The sequence below is a fragment of the Daejeonella sp. genome, assembly GCF_030695525.1.
Lineage (GTDB): Bacteria > Bacteroidota > Bacteroidia > Sphingobacteriales > Sphingobacteriaceae > Daejeonella.
Map to the genome: position 1 here is coordinate 68,421 of NZ_JAUYSS010000020.1, position 21,990 is coordinate 90,410.

The 21,990-nt window shown below is 40.4% G+C and carries 20 protein-coding genes; 10 read left to right on the plus strand and 10 right to left on the minus strand.

The window, feature by feature from the left end:
• Positions 1-55: 55 nt before the first annotated feature.
• Together Q8S11_RS04430 and Q8S11_RS04435 are read left to right on the plus strand one after the other, a co-directional pair.
• Positions 56-1,408 (plus strand): RagB/SusD family nutrient uptake outer membrane protein, encoded by a 1,353-nt coding sequence (locus Q8S11_RS04430; protein WP_305660862.1) that lies wholly within the window; start codon positions 56-58, stop codon positions 1,406-1,408.
• Positions 1,409-1,410: 2 nt separating this feature from the next.
• Entirely contained in the window at positions 1,411-2,718 is a 1,308-nt protein-coding gene (locus Q8S11_RS04435; protein WP_305660863.1) for a DUF3738 domain-containing protein, read from the plus strand.
• Positions 2,719-2,763: 45 nt separating this feature from the next.
• Here the strand turns inward: Q8S11_RS04435 and Q8S11_RS04440 are convergent, their stop codons facing one another.
• The 6 genes from Q8S11_RS04440 to Q8S11_RS04465 form a co-directional block, all read right to left on the minus strand.
• The gene (locus tag Q8S11_RS04440) at positions 2,764-3,057 is read right to left on the minus strand and encodes a DUF6520 family protein (RefSeq protein WP_305660864.1); all 294 of its coding nucleotides are present in this window, start codon (positions 3,055-3,057) and stop codon (positions 2,764-2,766) included.
• Positions 3,058-3,162: 105 nt separating this feature from the next.
• Positions 3,163-3,615, minus strand: coding sequence for a MauE/DoxX family redox-associated membrane protein (locus tag Q8S11_RS04445; protein ID WP_305660865.1), 453 nt, complete (start codon positions 3,613-3,615; stop codon positions 3,163-3,165).
• Positions 3,616-4,238: 623 nt separating this feature from the next.
• Positions 4,239-5,372 carry an ATP-binding protein gene (locus tag Q8S11_RS04450; protein ID WP_305660866.1) on the minus strand — a complete coding sequence of 378 codons (1,134 nt, stop codon included), beginning with the start codon at positions 5,370-5,372 and terminating at the stop codon, positions 4,239-4,241.
• A 476-nt stretch (positions 5,373-5,848) separates the two neighbouring features.
• Positions 5,849-6,412, minus strand: coding sequence for a Crp/Fnr family transcriptional regulator (locus tag Q8S11_RS04455; RefSeq protein WP_305660867.1), 564 nt, complete (start codon positions 6,410-6,412; stop codon positions 5,849-5,851).
• A complete protein-coding gene (locus tag Q8S11_RS04460) occupies positions 6,402-7,079 on the minus strand; it encodes a TetR/AcrR family transcriptional regulator (RefSeq protein ID WP_305660868.1) in 678 nt (225 codons plus the stop codon). Before Q8S11_RS04460 ends, Q8S11_RS04455 begins: the two co-directional genes overlap by 11 nt.
• Before the next feature lie 4 nt (positions 7,080-7,083).
• The gene (locus Q8S11_RS04465) at positions 7,084-8,355 is read right to left on the minus strand and encodes an aminotransferase class I/II-fold pyridoxal phosphate-dependent enzyme (protein ID WP_305660869.1); all 1,272 of its coding nucleotides are present in this window, start codon (positions 8,353-8,355) and stop codon (positions 7,084-7,086) included.
• Positions 8,356-8,623: 268 nt separating this feature from the next.
• On the opposite strand from Q8S11_RS04465, the gene Q8S11_RS04470 reads away from it, so the two are divergent.
• Together Q8S11_RS04470 and Q8S11_RS04475 are read left to right on the plus strand one after the other, a co-directional pair.
• The gene (locus Q8S11_RS04470; protein WP_305660870.1) at positions 8,624-8,839 is read left to right on the plus strand and encodes a helix-turn-helix domain-containing protein; all 216 of its coding nucleotides are present in this window, start codon (positions 8,624-8,626) and stop codon (positions 8,837-8,839) included.
• Positions 8,840-9,120: 281 nt separating this feature from the next.
• Entirely contained in the window at positions 9,121-9,408 is a 288-nt protein-coding gene (locus Q8S11_RS04475; protein ID WP_305660871.1) for a hypothetical protein, read from the plus strand.
• Between the two features lie 291 nt (positions 9,409-9,699).
• Here Q8S11_RS04475 and Q8S11_RS04480 read toward each other — a convergent pair whose 3' ends face one another.
• On the minus strand, positions 9,700-10,896 hold the full coding sequence (locus tag Q8S11_RS04480) for an ATP-binding protein (protein ID WP_305660872.1): 1,197 nt from the start codon (positions 10,894-10,896) through the stop codon (positions 9,700-9,702).
• A 1,758-nt stretch (positions 10,897-12,654) separates the two neighbouring features.
• Here Q8S11_RS04480 and Q8S11_RS04485 point away from each other — a divergent pair.
• From Q8S11_RS04485 to Q8S11_RS04505, 5 genes are all read left to right on the plus strand, one after another.
• Positions 12,655-13,293 carry a DUF6266 family protein gene (locus Q8S11_RS04485; protein WP_305660873.1) on the plus strand — a complete coding sequence of 213 codons (639 nt, stop codon included), beginning with the start codon at positions 12,655-12,657 and terminating at the stop codon, positions 13,291-13,293.
• A gap of 54 nt (positions 13,294-13,347) precedes the next feature.
• Positions 13,348-14,016, plus strand: coding sequence for a DUF6266 family protein (locus Q8S11_RS04490; protein ID WP_305660874.1), 669 nt, complete (start codon positions 13,348-13,350; stop codon positions 14,014-14,016).
• Positions 14,017-14,035: 19 nt separating this feature from the next.
• Positions 14,036-14,404, plus strand: coding sequence for a hypothetical protein (locus Q8S11_RS04495; protein WP_305660875.1), 369 nt, complete (start codon positions 14,036-14,038; stop codon positions 14,402-14,404).
• On the plus strand, positions 14,323-15,261 hold the full coding sequence (locus Q8S11_RS04500; protein ID WP_305660876.1) for a hypothetical protein: 939 nt from the start codon (positions 14,323-14,325) through the stop codon (positions 15,259-15,261). Before Q8S11_RS04495 ends, Q8S11_RS04500 begins: the two co-directional genes overlap by 82 nt.
• 136 nt (positions 15,262-15,397) lie before the next feature.
• The gene (locus Q8S11_RS04505) at positions 15,398-15,928 is read left to right on the plus strand and encodes a hypothetical protein (protein ID WP_305660877.1); all 531 of its coding nucleotides are present in this window, start codon (positions 15,398-15,400) and stop codon (positions 15,926-15,928) included.
• Between the two features lie 529 nt (positions 15,929-16,457).
• Here Q8S11_RS04505 and Q8S11_RS04510 read toward each other — a convergent pair.
• From Q8S11_RS04510 to Q8S11_RS04520, 3 genes are all read right to left on the minus strand, one after another.
• Positions 16,458-16,772 carry a type II toxin-antitoxin system RelE/ParE family toxin gene (locus Q8S11_RS04510; protein ID WP_305660878.1) on the minus strand — a complete coding sequence of 105 codons (315 nt, stop codon included), beginning with the start codon at positions 16,770-16,772 and terminating at the stop codon, positions 16,458-16,460.
• Positions 16,773-16,988 carry a hypothetical protein gene (locus Q8S11_RS04515; RefSeq protein ID WP_305660879.1) on the minus strand — a complete coding sequence of 72 codons (216 nt, stop codon included), beginning with the start codon at positions 16,986-16,988 and terminating at the stop codon, positions 16,773-16,775. It abuts the gene before it with no gap.
• Between the two features lie 1,231 nt (positions 16,989-18,219).
• Positions 18,220-19,638: a Gfo/Idh/MocA family protein gene (locus Q8S11_RS04520; protein ID WP_305660880.1), complete on the minus strand. Its 1,419-nt coding sequence runs from the start codon at positions 19,636-19,638 to the stop codon at positions 18,220-18,222.
• 951 nt (positions 19,639-20,589) lie between these two features.
• Between Q8S11_RS04520 and Q8S11_RS04525 the strand changes: the two genes are divergently transcribed.
• A complete protein-coding gene (locus Q8S11_RS04525; RefSeq protein ID WP_305660881.1) occupies positions 20,590-21,726 on the plus strand; it encodes an acyltransferase family protein in 1,137 nt (378 codons plus the stop codon).
• The last annotated feature ends 264 nt before the right edge of the window (positions 21,727-21,990 follow it).

A 21,990-nucleotide genomic window follows, 5' to 3' on the forward strand; every position in this document is an offset into this window, starting at 1 on the left:
ACAGAAGTATTAACATTCTTAATAAAGTACCATTTAAATTATAAAAAATAAACAAATGAAAAAACATATTTATCCGCTTATTGCCGGAATCATTCTATTGACTTCCGCTTGCAAAAAAGACTGGCTGGATGCCAAATCTGATAGTTCAACAATTGTTCCTCAAACACTCGAGGACATGAAACTGCTTTTAAACAACTCCGTTTTAAATTCCAATTATACAGCAATAGGAGAAGCTTCTTCTGACGATATTTTTGTCAGCAATTCAGTTTTTAGCTCTTTACCGCTACTGGATCGAAATATTTATTCATGGCAGCCAGAAGTCTTTGTTGGGACAACGCAAGTGCTCCAGTGGAACAACTGCTACAACCAGGTTTTTATCAGCAATGTGGTATTGGAAGGGCTGGAAAAATTGAAGGTGAATGCAAACCGGCAAGCCGAATGGAATAACACCCGGGGTCAGGCACTTTTTCATCGGGCCAAAGCTTTTTACGACCTCCATATCGTATTTTCCAGGCCATATAATTTGCAGACTGCTGCAAATGACCCGGGTATTTCAATCAGGCTAAATTCAGACATTAATACCAAAACTGTCAGATCCAGCGTGAAGGAAGGTTATGATCAAATCAAAACCGACCTCAAAGAAGCTGTCAATCTTTTGTATCCCTTACCCAAAGTTGGAACAGATCCATCCAAAGTGGCAGCTCTGGCATTACTTGCGAGGCTAAGTTTATCAATGGGCGAATTTGAAGATGCATTAACTTATGCGGGTCAGAGTCTCAGCTTGTTTAATACACTAATTGATTATAATACCATAAATCCGGCAGCAGCCAACTCATTCACTGCATTCAACCAGGAAACTTCCTATTATGCAATACAGGCCCTGATAACCATACTGGTGAATGCGAACATCAGCCCGGAATTAATCAATACCTATTCAAGCAACGACCTGCGGAAATCCGTCTTTTTCAAACTGAATACCAATGGTACTTATTCTTTTAAAGGGAGCTATACGGGAAGTATTTTGCCCTTTGGTGGCTTTTCAAGCAACGAGTTATATCTGATTCAGGCAGAATGTTATTCGCGGAAGGGAAACACTGTTGATGCTATGAAATCTTTAAATACCCTTCTTGTAAAAAGATTTAAAACAGGTACGTTCATTCCATTAACAGCTAGCAGTGCCGAAGCAGCCTTAAGTATAATATTAAAAGAGCGAAGAAAGGAATTAGTTTATCGTGGAATGAGGTGGCAAGATCTCCGGAGGCTCAATCTGGAGCCCAAATTTGCTACAGACCTCAGCAGGGTAATAAACGGCCAGACTTATGTACTTCCTGCCAATGATTCCCGCTATGTGTTTCCAATTCCCAATTATATAATTGATGCTACAGGCATCACGCAAAATCCAAGATAATTATGAAAAGCAAATACACCTCCAAGCTCATACTGATGATTTTCAGTATGCTATCTTATTTGCCTGCAGGGTCACAAACTAAAAGCAACAAGGCTTTATCAATAGGAGACCACCTTCCGGCAATCCATATCAGCAAGATCCTGAATAGTACTAAGGCTGTGAGAAAAATACAGGATAATACCGAAAAACATCTGATCATTGATTTTTGGAGTCCTTATTGTAGTTATTCTGTTAAAACCTTTAAGGAACTCGATAGTATCCAACAGCTTTTTACAAAAGATCTGGAAATTATTCGTGTTACCAGGCAAACGGATCTGGATCTCAGAAAATTGTTTGTCCGATCTGAAATCGCTTCCAATTCAAAATTACCGCTTGTTTACTCAGACTCAACTTTAAGAGAATTCTTTCCCATTGAATTACCTCATCAGGTATGGGTTGATAATAAAGGAATAATCAGGGCAATTGCCAATCCGCAGAATTTCACGGTTAAAAATGTAAAAAAACTAATTCAAAATGAAGGTTTGAATCTTTTACCAATGGATCATTTCCAGAATTTCAATCCTGCCCAACCCTTGTTCATGCAAGCCAAAATGTCTTTTTTGAATAATCTTGAACAGTTTTCTTACTATACCCGATACATAAATGGAATAAACCAGAAAGCCGGAAACACCATTGACCCGATCACAAAACAAGTAATCAGAAGAGCTTACTATAACATGTCAGTTAAAAATCTGATCAAGCTGGCTTATGACAGTTTCGGCTCAGGAGAAAAATATGGAGCATTATCTGACGACAGGAGGGTGATTTATGAGAAAGAGGACCCTGAAAGATTCTTCATACCAAAAGACAATAACGAATTAATTGAATGGGAATGGAACAATACCTATTGTTATGAAATTAAGGTATTGCCTGAAAATGCTGATAGGCTGCCGAAAATGATGCAGGAAGACCTTCAACGCTTTTTTAATGTCAGTATAAATGAAGAAACAAGAATAGTGGATGGATACGCTTTAATAATAAGCGACAAAAATAAGATCCCATTGTCCTCCGGAAAAGGAAGAAGTTTAACACTGTACAATCAGAAAAGTGGAATCACAACTATAGAAAATCAATTGGTAAAACAACTTATTAAGTCATTAGAAGGAAAATTGAGAAATGATATCATTGTGGATGAAACCAATTTCAAAGAAAGGTTACTGCTACACTTTAAAGGAAGAGAAAATGTTCATGAAATGAGAGAAGAACTAAAGAAATTTGGATTTGATCTGATTCCTAAGCAAGTGGAGACTAAAATACTTGTAGTTAGATAGTTTTTTAATTTAAAAACAGCCCCATGGACCGGGGCTGTTTTTAAATCATTCCTCTGGTCGCATAACAGGCTGAGATTGTGTTTCAGTATCCGGATCTCCGTTTACATCAAGCGTATATTCCTTAGCACAAAAATCATCGCCGCCAAGGCAACTAATTTCAGGATTTTCAATTGGGACATAAGGGGATGCAAGCAGAATTCCATCTCGATCTGTGGCAAACCATCCGGTTGATAAATTGTTATTGTTCAGGCTCTTATTTGAAAAAGCAAATGAGCTGAAAGCAAATGCCAAGCCACATACCAGGGCCAAAACATTCAGATTAATTTTAAAGGTTTTCATGATAATAATTTTTTTTAACTATTGCCTACTCTGTTTAAGGTTTTCGGCTTGTCCTTTCTATATCAGACATCCTGTGCCCTGGGCCGGACATCAAATTTGATTGTTTCAATTGTTTTTTCCCGACCTCCTTTCTTTTAAATCGATGAAAAAAGCATAGAGCGCTATGGCCAGAAAGCAGGCATTAAAGATCAGGTGCTGTGTCCAGCTTAAATTAGCTATTATGCCGCCGCAGGAACAGGGAGTATACCTGAACAGTCCCAGAACGACTGCGCCTATATACAAGCAAAAAACCCCCATTAATGCTACTGAAATAATAATACCTGTCGGGCGGGTTGTCCGGAAGGATAGTAAGAGGGCAGTCAGAATTTCAATAATACTTATACCCCATAAAATGGCCCGGGATAAGACCTTTGGAACTATCTGGTTAAGTATCTGCTGCTGCGTCTCTTCAGATTCAATTAATTTACTGACCCCTGAGTATATCCAAAGCAGTATCAGTAATGCAATTACTATCCTGTTGAGTATATCATCATAACTTCCTGTACCATGCGAATTCATAACCTAAAGTTCAGTAGAGAACCGCTGGAGAATGTGTTAAAGAAGGTACATTATGTGATGATAATTATGATTTTATGAGGTAATAATTATTAAAAAATTGAATGGCTTATCATATTTTACCTGCATCCTCTGCGTTTGCAACCTGCCGTGTACCCATCCCGATAACTATCTGGATCTTCATCAGCTCTAACAATTTTTGGATTGTAAATTGACCCGGAAAGGTAATGTCATTATTTAAGGATTACATCTTGCTGATTAAAAAGGTAGTGGGTTAAACCCGCTATGATTACGAATGAGAATACGATTCCGGCCTCCGCGCCGAATCTCCTTATTTTTTTATATTGAGCAATCATCGTGGCGGAGGCCATCGTGGCGGATGCCGCGACCCCCTTTTTATATTTGTCAATCCTTAAATAATTTAACATGAGTTGGATATTAAGCTATCTAAAGATTAATATTTAACCACATAGATTGAATTTATTATGCTCAAAAGGAAACATAGATTGAAGCGAAGCTTCAAGGCTCTCAGTGTCTAAAATGTAGGTTAGAAGCTTTAAAATGCTATGTTTCTATGTGGTTTTTTAATATTATGTCGAGTTCAAGTTAAATAGGGGTGATTAGGATTAATCCAAATTGAGACCCAGGAAGTTTTCAAAATTATCTCTATCTATCACCTTAAACTTAGCATCAGGATAAGTATGATGGAAAGAAGATGGGATTTTTACTTTAGCTTTAGGATTCCATTTAAACTCATAAGCTGTAAGTTGTCCGTCTGATTCTTCTATAAAATCAATCTCCTGCTGCTCTTTTGTTCTCCAATACCAATAATTCACCCATTTTTGATTATATTCAAGATGCTTAATCCGCTCTGATACTAAGAAATTTTCCCACAACGCTCCGGAATCAGCTCTATTCTCAATCAGATTAAAATTAGCTAGTAATGCATTTCGGATCCCATTGTCATAAAAATATATTTTCCTGCTTTTCTTTAATTCTGTTCTAAGATTCCTGCTAAATGACCCTAGGCGAAAAACTATAAATGCCTGCTCCAGCAAAACAATATACTTTTCAACTGTTTTGGCATCCAAACCACATAGCTGTGATAATTCATTATAAGAAACCTGAGAACCAATCTGAAAGGCTAAGCCCTGCAATAATTTTATAAGTCCTTCGGGTTTCTTGATATTTTCCAGTAATAATAGATCCTTATATAAATAACTATCAGATAATTGCTTTAAAATCTCCCTTTCAAACCCAATATTATTTATCACCTCAGGATAATATCCAAAAACCATCCTATGCGGCAACAGCCGTCTCTCTTCAAGTAAACCATGGTGACCTACCATTTCACCAAATGATATTGGATACAACTTATACTCCCACTTCCTGCCGGTCAATGGTTCATTAAGATGGTTGGCTAATTCAAAGGCAGAACTTCCTGTAGCAATTAACTGTACTTCTGGTATTTGATCTGTTACTAATTTCATTCTTAAACCGATATCCTGAATACGTTGGGCCTCATCAATGATAACTGTTTTCTTATTCCCGAATATTGCTTTTAAGCGACTTGCTGAAACATCTGAAAATAATGATTGAACATCCATTTCATCCCCATTCAACCATAATACTTCGTTCGAATTACCGAAAAGTGTCTTTAACAATGTGGTTTTACCCACCTGTCTGGCACCTAAGATAACAATGGCTTTGCCCTTATTTAGTCGCTCTTTTATTATTTTTTCAATCTCTCTAACTACCATAATCTTGCCTGATACAAACTCTAATATACAAATTTAGGGATTTGATTCCTGAAAAGTTTAGACTTTTAGGGATTTGATTCCCGAAAAGTTGAATAATCGAATACATTTGCTCTGCTAGCGCGAGCGCAATGTCATTATTTTATGGGCAGGAGATCATAGAAATCGTCAGGATCGTAATCCTTAATTTAAAGACATTGCGCGCGCACCCAGCAGTGCTTGGCTGCCCTTCCCAATGAAATACAGCTCCGGGTAAAATAAACCTTACCGGAGGATTAGCTTCCGGCTTTGGGTAATTTGAAATTGAACGCGATTTCTTACCGGAGCTAACCGGAGGAAAGGGCTGAACTAAGCTGTAATACACAGGTATTGCTTTCCAAAATCTAATAATTGTGCACCAGAGCCTTATCTGACTAATTATAACCGCATTTTTTACCCTGACCTATCGAACTCAGGTTATTAAAAAATTGACTGGCTTATCATATTTTACCACGTACGGAACTGAGTGTCTCTCTAGTTAATCCCAAATAAGATGCAGCATCTGTAACTGATATCCGTTCCCAGGGAAATTTTTCACAAAACAAGGAATAACGTTCTTTAGCACTATGAAATAAGAGAGAGCCTTTTTCGTCGCTCTTTCGTTTGGCAAGCGAAAGTATTCCATAGCCTAGTGAATGAACCTCCGGATGTGCCAGTTGCAGCCGCAATACCTGGCGTCCGCTCAAACCCAGCAGTACACTATCTTCAACCAGTTCTATATAGCGGTCAGAAGGAGTTTTCCGAAAAAAGCTTTCAGGAATTACCATAATCTCATTCTCCTTCCAGAATGAAGTGATGATACATTTTCCCGAAACTTCGTAATAATACTCTTTAGCAAGGCCATTAACCATATACCAGATCTCGTCTGCCCGTTTTCCCGGGCTGGCGAGAATCTGGCCTTTGGTGTATTGAACGCGATAGGCTATATCACGAATATAGTTTTCTGTACCTGATGCCAATGGATATATCCTGTTCAGGAATTCTGCCATAAGATCAGTTTCCATTCCTAGCCTTTTTCTTTGCTTTCGCTACATCAAATGCATAGCGGATGATCTGCCGGATCGTTTTCCTTACCTCATCACGGTGAGCCGGTATGTTGAGGTCGATACCGCAATATGGAGTAACTGGCGCATGCAGTGTCATATAATATATGCCTGCTGAGAGGAGTGATCCAATGGCTCTGAAATTTATATTGCTGCCCTCAAAATACTCATCGGTTAACTCCATGAATTTCTCGCCGAGGTGTTCCCTTGCCACAGATATGCTTTTCATTAATTTGCTGCCACTAATTTCCCATATAATGAGCTGCTGCATCTCTGCCTGGCTATAAAAAAAATCAAACTGATTTTCCAGAATGTTGGATATCGTTTCTGAAAGATCATCATTAAGCGCCTGGTCGCTCATTTTCTCTGAAGCCAGCATCCAGTAATCTTTTTCAAGTACATATTCTTCAATTAGCCTGTCAACTGTGATGAAGTACCGGTAAATCAGTTTTTTATCAACCTGTGCCTGCCTGGCTATCTTGTTAACCCCCAATCCGGTATAACCTTCTGTTCTGATTATCTCGCCTACGGCATTAATGAGTTTACGTTTAGTAAGTTCTTTATCTTTTATTTTCGGGAATGACAGGTCCGCCTGTCTTCTCAGGTGATCTTGTCCGCTGTATTCCATTACCTTATCGTTTAAGCGGATCTTTATGAATGATCCCTAGCTTTCTACCTGCGTCTTCAAATGCATTAAGGGCTTGATTCAACTGCTCTTTGGTATGAGTAGCCATAACACTCGTTCGAATTCGAGCATTTTTCTTACTGACTGCCGGGTAAATAATAGGATTGGTATAGATACCGGCTTTCATTAACATTGCCGCCATCTGAGCAGTTACAGATGCGTCACCTATTTTAATTGGTATAATGGCAGACTGCGTGGGACCAGTATCGAAGCTCAGGCTATCGAGGCCGTCTTTGAAGTGATTGATGTTCTCCCATAATTGATCTTTCCAATGGGGTTCTTCGTCAAGCAGCTCTATGCCGCGGATAATTCCGGCGGCGGCAGGTGTTGAGGTGGCCGAAAACAGGTGCTGCCGGCTTTGATATTTGAGAAAATTGATCAATTCTGGAGAGGCTATAACATAGCCGCCCACATTACCGAAAGTCTTGCTGAAGGTTCCGGTTATAATATCCGCCTCCTGTAATATCCCATACATTTCCATGGCGCCTCTACCGGTATTCCCCACTACACCCACACCATGTGCATCGTCAACGGCTAAATAAGCGCCATAATGCCGGCATAATTCAAGGATCTTATCAAGCGGTGCGATATCGCCGTCTTGCGAATAAACTCCGTCTACAATTACCATCTTGGTCCGGTAGGCATCCCTGCTTAATTTCAATGTTCGTTCGAGAAGATCCAGCCTGTTGTGCAGGAATACTTTCATGTTTGTAAGCTGACAGCCTTCATATACACTTGCATGAACTGCCATATCTACAATTGCAATGTCCTCTTTCTGCAGCAGACTCATTAATGTAGCGCTGTTTGCCGTATAGCCGGTTGTATAAATAATTGCGCTTTCCCTGCCAAAAAAAGCAGCGATCTTTTGCTCAAGGTTTTCATGATAGCTGAATTGACCTCCAATTGCAGGAGATGCGCCAGCGCCGGATCCAAACTCCTCTATTGAAGCAATAACAGCAGCCTTGATTTCAGGATGCTGAGTAAAACCCAGGTAATCATTGGATACAAAGCTTACCATTTTACGGGCCTTTGAATGATCTTTTGTAAGTACATTCATCTCCGGCCCACAACCACTTGACGAAACAAGACGGTAGTTAAGGCGTCCGTTATCATCCAGGTAATTAAGATAATTTTGAAATAAACCGGCACGTTTCCACGCATCCAGTCCATCCACATTTTCAAAGTCTTTGAAACTTGCGGTGTTAAATTCAATTTCCATAGGTTTTTTAGGTTAGTTAATTAAATCTAATAGCAATTTTTGAAATGGGTGGTGACATGGCTCATATTTTTAAATGGAATTCCTTACCTGCATGAGGAAAGAATTTAACATGTCACCGTATGACATTGGTTAAAAAATTAAATTCGATATGTTTTACGCTCTTGCTGTTTAAAGGTTCTTTATATCCTCTGAGCAAAACCTGAGGCTTATGCATGGCTTATTACGTTTTTTCAGGCTTATCCTTAAAATAAATACCCGGCTTTTCCGAATGATTAAGCTGCCGATTCTTATTGAAGAGCATCAGCGTAGCGGACTTCCTCTTGCTTTTACTGAAAAGTGGCTGGATAATAAGGACTTGAGGCAAAAGCTTCACATGAGCCAAAGCACCCTTAGGCGCCACCGCCTTGAAGGAACAATAAGTTACATCCGGATAAATGGCAAATACTATTACCGGAAATCAGATATTGAAATGCTTATGGATTAAATTTACACACAAACATTTACGTCAGCTGGGATCAATCGGGTCAAAAAAAATACAAATCAAGTCGAGCTGGCCGGATTCAAGAAAATTGATAATCAGTAATTTACATTTGATTCAGGATGCCTTTCCCGGCAACAGACCAAAGAACCAGAAACCAGGACGATGAAACTAATTTGACATTTACCACTAATCCCAGACAACAGACTTCAGACTTCAGACATCAGACATCAGACTTCAGACATCAGACATCAGACATCAGGCAACAGACATCAGGCACATGAACAATGGATAACAGGCCTTTACTCCGGAAACTTGAAAGTATAGAAGAGACTCAGGGAAAGATTCTCTTCTATATCCGTACACTAGCTGAACAAAACGTCAAAACTAAGGGCCGGATTCCCGAAGTTTTATTTAATGATCAGGAAGTGATGTTTAAACTAAGCTGGAGTAAAAGTACCCTGAAACGCCGCCGCGCCGAGGGATTACTCCCTTTCCGCAAAATCAAAAATAAATACTATTACAGGGAAAAGGATGTATACTATCTTCTTTTCCCGGATACAAGTTCGAGCTGAATTGTGTTACCAGTTGTCTGTTGTCTGTTGCCTGAGAAATCCTGCTTTGAACTGTTTAATATTTTCTGAAGAAAAGCTATTAATTGGAATTACACTTGCAGAATCTTTAAACCCTCTCTTTTGGAGAGGGCAGCACCGAACTTGAAACCAGCAGTGCCGTACACAGGGTGAGGCCCCCTAAAAAGCAGTTCATACTATTGCAAATTTCATACCCGTCGAATTTGTACACCGACCAGAGGGTTACTGGAACGGTGATAACACCGACCAGAGGGAATGGCATTGGGATATTATCTAATACAAAAAGCCAAACATCCACAATGGTATTTTATTTTGAAATCCATATTCAATATCATCGGCTGCAATAAAAGCATTTTCAATGTTCTTAATTTGCTTACCAGACTTGTCTTTTCCTCCTATCTCAAAAGCATACTTTTCATTTACTAAAAAATCAGTTGCTTCATGATAACTTAAATTGTTATGGTATGCTAATTGATTGGAAAAAAAAGTTTCCCTTACATTACCACTATTAATTTTAGAAGGGGATAAAACATACATCAGATTGGTATTTTCCAGGTATATTTTGGCTGGTTTTTGTAATTTACTATTGCCTTTAGCTTCTTTATATAGGTTAGTTGTCAGTCCAATTTCTTCTAAGTAATGTAAATAGTTCATCAAAGTCGATCGGTTTATTCCAATTTTAGCACTTAAATTGCTCACATTAGGAATAAACGGTACCGATTCAGAAATAATAGCCAACAATTGTTTTATTTTATGAATATACCCCAAATCAACGCCTCGTAACAAAGGCAGCTCAATTTCGAGCATCATATTGATCACTTCTTCCAAACGTTGCCAATACAATTCAGGTTGCTCTTTATAGAAAGGATAATAACCATACTTCAAATAGGCTCCAAAATATTGATAAGGTTTTATTTCAGCATTAATCAAAGTCGCTTCCGATAAATGATCTTCCAGAATATGCTCTAAAGACAAACGCTCAAAATGTATCCCTGTTTCTAACGAAATGTATTCTCTAAAAGAAAGTCCCTGAAGGTGATATACAATAGCTCTTCTACTCAAATCAAATCGGGCATTTAAAATTTCCAAAAGAGAAGAACCAGTAAAAACCACTTTCAATTCCGGATAATCATCATAAATATTTTTGAGCTCCTGTGCCCAGTTGGCATATTTATGAACCTCATCCAAAAACAAATACTTACCCCCTTTTTTAACAAATTCATCGGCCAAATCAACCAAAGTGGTATTGCTAAATCCTATAGAATCTAAACTTACATATAGTGATTTTTCTAACTCTTTACTAAAGTTCAGCTTCATATACTGCAAGAGCAATGTTGTTTTGCCTACGCCTCTTGCCCCTTTAATCCCAATTAATCGGGCTTCCCAATTGACATCATTAATAAAACTCCGGACAAATTGAATAGACGTATTTTGTAATTTTTTTTGATATTTCTCAAATAATTTCTCCATAATGATCTATTAAGAATACAAATATATAACTATTTTGCTTGTTACAGTATACAATAATTTAATTGTTTTATTCATAAGACTATACAAAATTTAAAAGATCGCTTGTTCTCTAAATGCTTGTATCTATGAGATTTGTGCCTCTATTTGCTGTTATCAACAACCAGGAGATGTGAGAGGGTTTGTGGTACGTTAACACCAATCAGAGAAAATTTTAACCCATGTCTGAACCATGATTCAGATGATTTATGGGATTATTATAATAAATGAGCAATCAAATATTCCGAACTATCGACAAATCATCCTTGCAGAATCTTTAAACCCTCTCTTTTGGAGAGGGCAGCACTAGACTTGAAACCAGCAGTGCCGTACACAGGGTGAGGCCCCCTAAAAAGCAGTTCATACTACAGCAAAATTTCCTGCCCGTCGAAATGAGATGGACAGTTTGTACACTGAACAGAGGGTAAATGGTACGGTGATAACACCGACCAGAGGGAATACCGACCAGAGGGAAATCGCCTATGTGATTTCGGAAGTCTTTCCTCTGGTTGGTGTTATCCACACCAGGAGATGTGAGAGGACTTTGGTACTATGGTAAGGTAACACCAACCATAGGGAATTGCAACACTGTTTATTGCCCTTCCGATTCCGGCCTCCGCGCCGGAATCTCCTTAATTTTTATTTGTTGAGCTGTCATCGTGGCGGAGGCCACGACCCCATCCACAAATAGACAATTTATCCTTGCAGAATCTTTAAACCCTCTCTTTTGGAGAGGGCAGCACTAGACTTGAAACCAGCAGTGCCGTACACAGGGTGAGGCCCCCTAAAAAGCAGCTCATACTACAGCAAAATTTCATACCCGTCGAAATGAGATGGACAGTTCGTACACTGAACAGAGGGTAACTGGTACGGTGATAACACCGACCACAGGGAATGGCTTACAATATAAATCATTCATTTTAAAAGTTACATTTCGCGTCTCTGCGTCTTAGCGAGAGTATTATCCTTTGGTTGGGGAGCACCAATCAGGAGATGTGAGAGGGTTTGTGATACTATGGTACGGTGATAACACCGACCAGAGGGAAAAGGGAGAGGATGGAAAATATTTATGATTTTAACCTCCCCCTGCAACCGCACCAAGCCGATACACCCCCCTCCGAAGGGGGATAGCGTGATGCCTATAAATTTGAGTTCAAAGCAAATTTTGTTTTAAAGTACTACTCATCAGAATCACATTAATCAAAAAAATCACAGTTCAGACAAAATCGGCAAAAGTGAAGACGGAATCTACTTTCCAATCGCCTATGTGATTTCGTAAGTCTTTCCCCACCCATCGACAAATAGACAAATCAAATGGATCAAAGAACAAAGAGCAATGAATAAAGACAAGACACGTAGCTTCAAATGAATTACTCATCCCATTTGCTAACCCGATAGCTATCGGGTTGCTAATTTTCTCATTTACTCAATTGTTAACCCGATAACTATCGGTACACAATTCCACAGGTTCTTCCTTATACTTTCCTTAGCTATTGTTGTGCTCAAATGCTTCAAAACGCCATTTAGCCCAACAAAAGCTCAACAAAGACCGAACAAGAGCACAACAAATCCTCAAAAAGGGGGTCAAAGGAGGTCAAAACGGGTTCAAAGAGGCTCAGCTATTTCAGGGCTCCCTGGCGGTACTTACTTTCGTTCAGCAGCACAGCGTACCGGTGCGAATTAAAGGGTGCTGATTGTTAAACATTTTAAATTTTAAATGATATGGGAACATATAAAAAAGGAATATTAGGCTCATTTTCCGGCAAGGTCGGAACAGTAGTGGGCAGTAGTTGGAACGGTATTGAGTATATGCGCAGTTTGCCTAAACCATCAAGAAAAGCACCAACGGATCTGCAAATGCTCCAGCGGGCAAAACTGGGGATGGCCACCGGCTTTCTCCAGCCAATCAGCGCATTGATCAACATAGGATATAAAGGTCTTGCCATCCGGCAGACTCCTTTCAACGTGGCTACCTCCCAGTTTCTTGCAGAGGCAATCACCGGAATTTATCCTGATCTGATGATCGATTATCCAAAGGTATTGATCAGTAAGGGTAACCTGACCGGTCCCTGGGGGCCGGCTGTCACTTCTGCTGCAAGCAAAGTAAATGTTACCTGGCAGGATAATTCTGCTTCAGGAACGGCCAAGCCTACGGATAAAGCGATGCTGCTGGTTTATAACCCCCTTAAGTCGCAATATGTATTTACGACCGATGGTGTGGACCGCAGCATTTTGGCGGACAGTATGGATGTACCTGCCGACTTTGTGGGCGATACCGTCCACGTTTGGATTGCTTTTATATCAGCAGATAAAAAGACGGTTTCTACCAGTCTGTATATCAGCGAAGTAGTGATTGCATAAATTCATGAGCCGGGTAATTCCCGGCTCTTTTAAGAACCCTTAATATTATCAGTCATGGCTATATTACATCATGGTATCCTGGGAGGTTTCAGCGGAAAAGTTGGAAACATTATTGGGTACAGGTATAAAAACCAGTATTGTATCCGGCAAATGCCGCGTAAATCAATCAAGCCTCCGGGCAATAGACAAATAGCGCAAAGGGAAAAATTTAAGCATTCCATGGCCTTAGTCTCTCCCCTGCGGGATCAGTTAAGTCAATTGCCTGAGAAAGGTAAAAGAAGGATTTCTGCTTTCAATTGCTGCCTGAGCAAAGTATTAACTGAAGTTATAAAGGGAACTTACCCTGAATATTCCTTCAATTATGCTGCACTTCAGCTCAGCTCCGGAAGACTCTCTGTTGGCCACTGTCATTCAGTATATGCCATAGAAAACGATCTGATCTTCCGCTGGTGTCCGGATAGCCCTGATTTCTATTTAGAAAGAAAGCTTGTCATGCTGGCCTACAATCCGCTTAGAAAGGAATGGGCTTCCGATACCCTTGAACTTAGATCGGATGACAGCATGGGCATACTTAGTTTGCCATGCAGCTTTACAGGCGAGCATGTGGAGGCCTATATGTATTTCATTAATGGGGATGGCAAAGCGGTATCAGACAGTAAGTACCTGGGATCTGTGAATTTACCAGATACTCCTTTTTCAGAAACACTTATTAACCTTAATTAATCATCTTAAAATCAAAATCATGGAACTTATTCAAAAATATTATCTCCCCTGGCATTTTCCTTTAAGAAAGGAATTAGCCGGGATCATTGTGATCATTGTGATCTTCCTGTTTTTCCCATATATCATTCGCACAATAGATGTTACGGCCGCCGCGATCGATCCCGGGATATTCAGTGCAATTATTCTGGCTGTATCGGCAATCCTGATCTTCAAATCTGTAACCTGGTGGATCATCACAGCCATCTGGCCGGTGTTTGCAGAATATTCAAACGAACATTTTGAACGGAATTTTAAATCCTTACAATCATGGCAAAAAGTAATTATTTACCTCGGATTCTACTTGCTGGTACTCTTTGCCTTTGTGGCTACGCTTGCAGCGATAGTATAGTTGTCAGTTGTCAGTTGCCTGTTGTCAGTAAAAGGTTGGTTCAGAAGGAGATTGATTCTCCGATTTGGAAACAGAAAGATGAAAGCCCAAAACCCATTGCTCAAGGCTCAGCTCAGAAAAGGCATCAGGTAACGGGTGTCAGGAATAAGGATCAAATTCTCTCAGGAGTAAAATCTCGCATCCCGACAACTGATAACAGACAACAGATAACTAACATCGGACAACAGATAACCGACCTCAGATTTCAGCAACGAGATAACTATCGGGTAACAACCAAAAGAATCTATGACTCCCAAATTGGTATCCGTGAACAAGGCATTAATACCGGTACGCAGGTTGAAGAATATCTAAAATATGTGAACCTGAAAAAAGGCCAGCCCTGGTGCGCGGCTTTTATCTGCTGGGTTTTCGGGCAGGCAAGGATTGAGAATCCGTGCTCGGGCTGGTCACCGGACTTGTTTAAGGGTAATAAATTGATCTGGGATAGAGCTGAAAGCAGAAAGCTGAAAGCCAAAAGCTTGTCAGGTGAGTCAGGAACCAACCTGCCTGCCGGTCAGGCAGGGAGCCAGGACCCGATAGCTATCGGGTCAAGACACTCACGCATAGCATACATCTATCCGCCCAGCCAGACAACAGGTAACAGACAACAGACAACACCTAAAACCGGTGACATCTTTGGACTATTCTTCCCCGATAAAAACCGCATTGCCCATGCCGGTTTTATTGATCAATGGGACGGGACCTGGCTGATTACGGTTGAGGGGAATACGAATGTTTCGGGTGGCAGGGAGGGAGATGGGGTCTATAGAAAAAGGAGGTTGGTTAAATCTGTTTATCAGGTGGCAAGGTATCTGTAGAAAGCTGAAAGGTAAAAGCTGAAAGGTAAAAGCAGCAAATTGTAATGTTCAGAGCAAGATTAATAAGGTTGGCATTGTTTTGGAACACGCGACACGCGTGCACCAGCCACCAGCCTTGGAATAAAATTTAACAATCATGAAAATCAATAAAATTACTTTAGGATATACTTTTGGGGGTGCTTTGTTCATTTCAATGACTTTAACATCATGCCAGATCGATAAATTTCTTAATCGTCAGAAAAGCAAAACGGAAATGGCAGAGGATCAGAAAATCATGATTACTACAGAGCTTCAGACCAGGTTACAAGATAGCCGCACTATCCGATTATCTGATTCTCTTGGCCATACTTATCAGGTAGATATTTTTCCTTTGGATACATTTAGTTTTTCACCGAAAAATGGATTTAAAGGAAAAGCATTCAGTATCAGTATTAAAGGAAAACAAAATATAGTAAAGAGTCTTATTGACAGTTCAAATCGATCTCAGGATGTCCATAACCTTGAAAAGGATAATATTGAATTTAGTCGGAATATGGAACATAATACAGATTTAAAAAATAAGGAAAAGGAAAGCAGAATTGCATTTTCAAAAATCATTATGGTTCTGCTTGGCCTGTTAATACTGATAGCTGGGTGGCGATACTGGAAGCGTATGACTGCAATGTAAATGAGGTTTTGCAAAATTTCATATTCATGGGATGAGATTCTTCGTCGCCTCACAATTCTACTAACCCGATTGCTATCGGGTTGAGAAATTCGGCTGGCTCCTCTGAATGACAATCGTTACAAAATGCTCAATACCCCCATCGACAAATTGGCAAATTAACTCATCGACAAATTATTCTTCCCATTTGCGAAGACGAAATCACTTTCTGCTCGCACATGTGATTTTCCAGGTCGTATTTTCAGACCCGATAGCTATCGGGTTGCGAATTTATCTAGGCACCATGCCGGTTAAATTCGTCAGTCGCCATTTTCGCCTGTCGCCATTTTTGGACTGTGACTGACGAAATCTACTTTCCGCTCGGCCAGGTGATTTCGCAAGTCTTTACCCTCACTGTCAAATAAACAATTCATTACATCCTAAATTATCCTTGCAATAGCTTTAAACCCTCTCCCTCGGAGAGGGCAGCTCTAGCCTTGAAACCAGCTTTACGTACAGAGCGTGAGGCTCTAATAAGCACTCCAGATTGATTTTACTCCTTGTTTTCCCGCCCTTCCCAAATCATAGGATTCCGGCTGGTATGAAACAGTGCAAGAATATCGACGTATTGATGATGGTCATCAATTGTAAAATGTATCATAAATGGAAATTTTTCAATTACCACACATCGAACCTCATTATAGCGTATGGAATAGATTCCGGCAGTAGTTTTTAACTTGTTGATCTGTTTTACAACCTGCTTCTCAAACCTTGAGCCTAATCCATCCACTTGATCTTCGTACCATTTCGTAGCTTTTTTTAAATCGTCAATAGCTTCAGAATGGATCCGTATCTTATAGTCCGGCATTCAGGAATTAAGTTTTTTGGAAACTGCATCCCAATCATGAAGAACCTGTGAATTAGACCGTGCTGTCTTAATTCTTTCGTAAACGAGCTTTTGATGCTCAACAGGAATAGATATATCTTCCTTCCAGATCATCTCGTTTAGCTCCAGTTTTTCTGATGGACTTAACTTCCTTACTGCATCCAGTAACTGCGTAAATGATAATTCTGCTGCAATCATAATAACAAATTTAATGAATATTTCCTACAACAGCAATGCAATAAGGTTCACAGCAGCAGTATGGGAATGAGTTCCTTAGTCGACGCACAATCTGAGCAAATCAAAAAATCATCTGGCTCCGCCAGGGCGGATGATAAAATTTATCCTTGCAAAATCTTTAAACCCTCTCCCTCGGAGAGGGCAGCTCTAGTCTTGAAACCAGCAATTCCGTACGAAGGGTGAGGCCCTCAAATTGCATGAAGATTTACTCTACTTATTTTAAATTAGATTTTCAAGTTTCTTGGTCATAGGATGTGATTCTTCGTCGCCACATAATTTTACTAAGCTGAGAATATCCTCTGGATCCTTTGAATGAGATAAGAAGTAAGACGCGAAGACGAAATCACTTTCTGCTCGCACATGTGATTTTCCAGGTCGTATTTTCAGACCCGATAGCTATCGGGTTGCGAATTTACCTAGGCACCATGTCGGTTAAATTCGTCAGTCGCCATTTTTGGATTGTGACTGACGAAATCTACTTTCCGCTCGGCCAGGTGATTTCGCAAGTCTTTACCCTCACTGTCAAATAAACAATTCATTACATCCTAAATTATCCATGCAATATCTTTAAACCCTCTCTTCCGGAGAGGGCCAGGATGATCATGGCATCAACGGCTCAGTAATAAGGGTGAGGCCCTAAAAATGCTCCATTAATGTTATACATGAAATTTCAAGAGTAGCAAGAAACGGCAAATAAATCCTGCTTCAGCAAAATTTCGTGCTCTTGGTGATGAGATTCTTCGTCGCCGCACAATTCTACTAACCCGATTGCTATCGGGTTGAGAAATTCGGCTGGCTCCTCTGAATGACATACATAACAATTCCGGCAGCCCCTATTGCCCCTCCGATTCCGGCCCCCGCGCCGGAATCCCCTTTATTTTAAATGTTGCGCTGTCATCGTGGCGGAGGCCACGACCTCATTATATCTATACTGTTTTCCCTCTTACTGGTGTTTCATTAACCAAAAGATATTAGAGGACTTATGGTGCGGTGACAACACCGACCAGAGGGAACCAAAAAATATAAAAGGACTTATTGTACTATGGTACGGTGACAACACTGACCAGAGGGAACGTGACTGACGAAATCGACTTTATAATCACCTATGTGATTTCGTAAGTCCTTTTCCTCCCGATAGCTATCGGGATGCTAATTTGCTCAATTATCCATTCAACTGTCAACTGTCAACAAATCAAATTTTCACCTCCGTATTCCCACCCTTACTCAAGGTAATATCCACCGGTTCATTCGTTTTCCATGAGCCTCTTGTAAAGTCAGGAACGTCTATGGAATTGGAGCGGTTCTTCACTGACCACTCACTTAAAGGGAAAATAGAGCTCCACAATGCCGCATCATAAACATCCTGATCGACAGGCAATCCATTACGAAGACAGTCAATATTATGCCAATCCATTAAAAAGTCCATCCCTCCATGCCCTCCAACCTGCTTTGCCAGTTCTCCAACTTTTTTAACAATTGCGGGCTCATATTTCTTTTCAAGCACTTTAAACTCCTCCTCAGAAATCCAGCCTTCATGACCGGTTGAGATCTTACCCGGAAGCGGGTATTTCTGGGCAGTACCCTTGGTTCCGCTAATCAGATGTATTCTGGAATAGGGGCGAGGAGAGGTAACATCATGCTGCAGCATAATCGTTTTGCCTTTATTGGTACGAATGGTGGTGGTATTCATATTGCCATTAAAAGGCTTTCCAACAAATTGCTTATAGATATCATCAGTAGCAGCCAGTTTCTTTGCCGTATCACCCATCATAAAATCATTCGTAGAAACAGAAACCAGATAGTCCATTTTATCACCACGATTAATGTTCATTACCTGACTCACCGGCCCAAGGCCATGCGTAGGATATAAATTACCTTGTCGGCTGGCATCCATTCTTAGTCGCCAGAAATCATAATATTTATCTTTTGAAAAGTCGCCGGCCAAAAGGTCATGGATATAGGCACCTTCTGCATGAACAATCTCCCCAAAAAATCCCTGTCGCGCCATATTGAGTGTAAGTAACTCAAAAAAGTCATAGCAGCAGTTCTCCAGTATCATACAATGCTTCTTGTTTCGCTCAGAACTTTCTACCAATTGCCAGCATTCCTCAATTGTAGTAGCAGCCGGTATCTCAGTACAGGCATGCTTGCCATGATCCATTGCATAAACAGCCATTGGAGCATGTAATGCCCAGGGAGTTGCAATATAAACCAGATCGATATCATCCCGTTCGCAGACTTTTTTCCAGGCTTCAGGATTTCCGGTAACCAGCTCAGGTTTCTGACCAGATGCTTCAATACGCTTAAATGCTGCATTTGCCTTTTCAGGACGCAGATCGCAAATTACTTTAATCTCAACACCCCCAATCTTACTCATACGTTGCACAGCGCCAGATCCCCGGTTTCCGGTACCTATAAATGCAATTCGAACAGTTTCGAGTTTTGGAGCAGCATAGCCTGACATGTTAAACTTCTGAGGTCGCTTCAGAAAATCAGACGAATCAAGATTTTCATTTCTATCGGATGAAAATGCAGATAAACTGCTTAGCATTGTTACACCGGCAACAGCCGGAACGGCCTGTTTAATAAAGTCTCTGCGATTATTTTTCATGGGGTTCTTTGTTAATGAACATGAGGAGAAATTTAAGAAGAATTTTGATGGGATGTATAGAAGAGCTTGAATAAAATATAAATAAGGTGAGTTCGAAATTAAATTTTGCTGTGACAAGTTTAAATTGATTGATTTTTCTCTCGTTTTAGAAAGCAAGACCCGTGCTTCTTCAGTCATGGCAGTCCCGTGTTCTGCCCTAGTTTTTGCCCATAAATTCCATTTTTAGATAAAAATTTGCTTGGGCAAAAAAGCTAGAGCTGCCACCCGGGTTTATTATAAATGGCCAATGGTTATTTTGCCTGTTTGCACCTTTGCTAGCGCACGCGCAATGTCATTATTTAAGGTTAAGTTCAACTCTGCCGATTGCCCTTTCAATTCGAAATTTTCTCTATGACCCAGAATGGGTCACATGTTTATAGAACAATTTTCAACGAAAAAATCCCGACCCCGAAGGTCGTATGTGGTATTGGTAGACATACGACCTCCTCCGGGGTCGGCTAATCTATTATTACATGTGGCCTCTACAGGGCAAATGGGCAAAACGGTACCAAACAGAAATCTTGAATGCTTAAATAATGACATTGCGCGCGCACCAGCAGCTCCGGGTAAAATAAACCTTGCCGGAGGAGGTAGCTTACGGCAGTTTCCCTGTGTTTGGTGTTCCCGGTGGTTGGTGTTATCACCGACCAATGATATGATCGTGCTTGGTACGGTGAGAACACCGACCAGAGGGGAACGCGATTTCTTGCCGGAACTACTCCGGAGGAAAGGGCTGAACTAGCCTATATTACACAGGTATTGCTTTCCAAAATCTAATAGTATTGCCTCCTGAGCATTATCTGATCAATTATACCCTGATTTTTAATCATCCTTTTATCTAACTCAGGTTTCATAGTATATTATATATATAAAATCAGTAATTTAATTTCACCAAACAACAAGGCAAAAGGAATGACAAAGCAAACCGGAAAAGAAAATAATACAGAACTAAGTAAACCACAGAGACTTCTATCCATTGATGCATTACGTGGATTTGATATGCTGCTGATTTCAGGCGGAGGAACATTTCTCGTTCTACTTGAGAACAAAACCGGTTTAGCCTGGATCGACTGGATTGCAGCCCAACTGAAGCACCCTGCATGGAATGGCTTTACATTTTATGATTTTATCTTTCCACTATTCCTTTTCATCGCCGGAGTATCCATGGCATTTTCGCTGAATAAGGGGATAGAAATGGGCCTTTCAAAAGCTGAATTATACAAAAAAGCATTCTGGAGAATGCTCATTTTAGTCATTCTTGGAATTCTTGATAAAAATCAGCCTGTCACATTTTTTGAACCCAGCCAGATCAGGGTTGCCAGTGTGTTGGGCAGAATAGGTGTGGCCGGATTTTTTGCCAGTCTGTTGTATTTGAACTTTTCCCGCCTTCACAGGATATTCTGGGTCGCCGGAATTCTGCTGCTTTATTATGCAGCTTTATTCCTTATACCTGTTCCGGGCTATGGTGCAGGGAATTTAAGTATTGAAGGAAACCTTGTGGGATGGATCGACAGAAATTTCCTGCCGGGACGGCTCCTGCAAAAAATTTATGATGAGAACGGACTCATCACTCAGCTACCTGCTCTTTGCCTGACTGTAATGGGCTCAATGGCGGGGGATGTTCTTCGCTCAGATCGAAAAGAGGGTAAAAAATTGCAGATTCTCCTGCTGGCAGGTATTGCAGGTATAGGTCTCGGACTCTTTTGGGGCTTGCATTTCCCAATTAACAAGCATCTTTGGTCGAGCTCATTCATTATGCTCACTGCCGGAATGGCCTTTTTAATACTCAGCCTTTTCTATTATGTGATTGACGTATTGAAATACCAGCGCTGGGCTTTCTTTTTCCAGGTAATTGGAATGAATTCATTAACCATTTATCTGGCCTATCATTTCATTGATTTTGAACACACCTCTTATGCACTTTTTGGAGGACTTTATGCACCACTTCCCGAGCAGTTTCATGATGCACTTAAAGCACTTGGAGCCCTGGTCCTGGTGTGGTCAATGATGTATTTTCTGTATAGGAAGAAGATTTTTATTAAGATCTAAGTTGTAAGTAATACGTTGTAGGTAATAAGTTTTAGATTCAGCTATTCATTACTATTCTACTCAATGTCTCACTGTCCGTAGAGTTAGCGCAGCGCTCTACGGATTATTAAATAAATAAGAGTCTTCAGACTCGTTTCTCAAAAAAAAATTTACTGTCTGTTGTTTAGCACAGTGTTCTCACTGTACTGACTGTGCAAGGAGGAGTCAGGAGACTCGTCACCATTGGAGAATCCGTAGAGACGCTGCGCTTAACCCTACAGACAG